The organism is Staphylococcus sp. EG-SA-2 (genome assembly GCF_017152085.1).
On the sequence record NZ_JACYHC010000693.1, the window covers coordinates 1 to 1,945 of the forward strand.

Consider the following 1,945-nt stretch of genomic DNA (forward strand, 5'->3'; position numbering starts at 1 on the left):
TATATTTTACATGGTTGACTTGATTCAAAATATTATATTTTATAATGATTTTGTTAAAAAATTAAATATACTTCAATTTCTTTATGGATAATACTATAATGAACGTTGGTTCTTAATATGTAAGTTGCATATACATGCGCCATTCTCATGTAAAAAGAAAGTGTTAGTAACTTACACAAGGAGGGGGACTATTATGTTCATAATAAAGTCTATGTTGTATAGACTGATGCAAATGATAGTTGTTTTATTTGTTATTTCTACACTTACATTCATTTTAATGAAATTATCACCAGGCAATCCTGTTGATAAAATATTACATCTTGATGTAGCACAAGTGTCGACGGAACAAATAAATGCAACCAAAGATAAATTGGGATTAAATGATTCTTTATTGGTACAGTGGTGGCATTGGATGAATCATTTATTACATTTTAATTTAGGAAAAAGTTTTGAATCAAAAGAACCGGTAACACAGATATTATTCAACTATGCACCCATAACATTACTCATATCATTTTCAACATTAGTAGTGTCGTTATGCATATCTATACCGCTCGGCATTATAGCAGCCAAACGATTTCATAAGTGGACGGATAAAGTGATTAGAGTGATCTCAACACTATCGATTAGTTTACCAGCGTTCTTTATCGGTATTATTTTATTATTTATTGTCACAAATTTAATGAATATAGATAGCGTTATACTAAGTCAGTTTATATTACCTGTAATCACGCTATCTTTAGGTATGTGTGCATACATCATTCGTTTAGTGCGTTCTAATTTATTGATGTTATTGCAAAGTAATATCGTACAAGCATCAAGATTACGCGGTATGAATGAACGTTATATTTTAATTCATGATTTACTAAAACCAACAATTTTGCCGATTATCCCATTACTAGGGATTTCACTTGGCAGTCTAATAGGTGGTACTGTAGTGATTGAAAATTTATTTGATATACCTGGTATTGGTTATCTATTAATGGATAGTATTAAATCTCGAGATTATCCTGTTATTCAAGGATGCGTGTTATTTATTGGCTTCTTCGTTGTTATTATCAATACGATTGCTGATTTATTAACGTTATTACTTGATCCGAAGCAGCGTTTACAATTAGGAAATCCAAAAATCAAAACCAATACACCATTGATATCAGTAAGTAGTGACCGTCATGCATAAAATATTTTCAAAGAATAACCTGATATTTTTTGTATTCGTTGCATTTATTTTTGTGGTAATTGTACTGCAATTCTTTGTCAGTAGTGAAAATGCAACCAAAGTCAATTTATCACAAACTTTTGAACCTATTAGTTGGTTGCATTTATTAGGAACTGATGATTATGGGAGAGATTTATTTACCCGAATTATTATCGGTGCACGTTCAACATTGTTTGTTACTGTTTTAACATTAATAGCTATCGTTGTCATAGGTGTTACACTAGGTCTATTTGCCGGATATAAAAAAGGGTGGATTGAACGATTAGTGTTAAGGTTTATTGATGTTGGTCTAAGTATTCCAGAATTTATCATCATGATTGCTTTAGCAAGCTTTTTTCAACCATCTTTGTGGAATTTAGTTATCTCAATTACAGTAATAAAATGGATGAATTACACAAGGTTGACTAGAAGTATAGTTAATAGCGAAATGAATAAGCCTTATATAAAAATGGCACAATTATTTCATGTACCTACAAGAACAATATTAATACGTCATTTAACACCTAAAATTATACCGGCTATTATCGTTTTGATGGTCGTTGATTTCGGTAAAATCATTTTATATATAAGTTCACTATCATTTATTGGGTTAGGTGCACAACCGCCAACACCAGAGTGGGGCGCTATGTTGCAACAAGGTCGTGATTTTATTTCGTCTCATCCAATTATGTTGATTGCACCTGCTTCAGTCATTGCTATAACTATTTTAATTTTTAATTTAACCGG

2 protein-coding genes are annotated in these 1,945 nt (G+C 31.0%); both read left to right on the forward strand.

Features of this window, described 5'->3' with window-relative positions:
• The first annotated feature begins 193 nt into the window (after positions 1 to 193).
• Entirely contained in the window at positions 194 to 1,180 is a 987-nt protein-coding gene (gene nikB, locus IDG60_RS12665; protein WP_000469950.1) for a nickel ABC transporter permease, read from the forward strand.
• On the forward strand, positions 1,173 to 1,945 hold a 773-nt coding region (gene nikC, locus IDG60_RS12670; RefSeq protein WP_049276749.1), incomplete at its 3' end, for a nickel transporter permease. The genes nikB and nikC, both read left to right, overlap by 8 nt.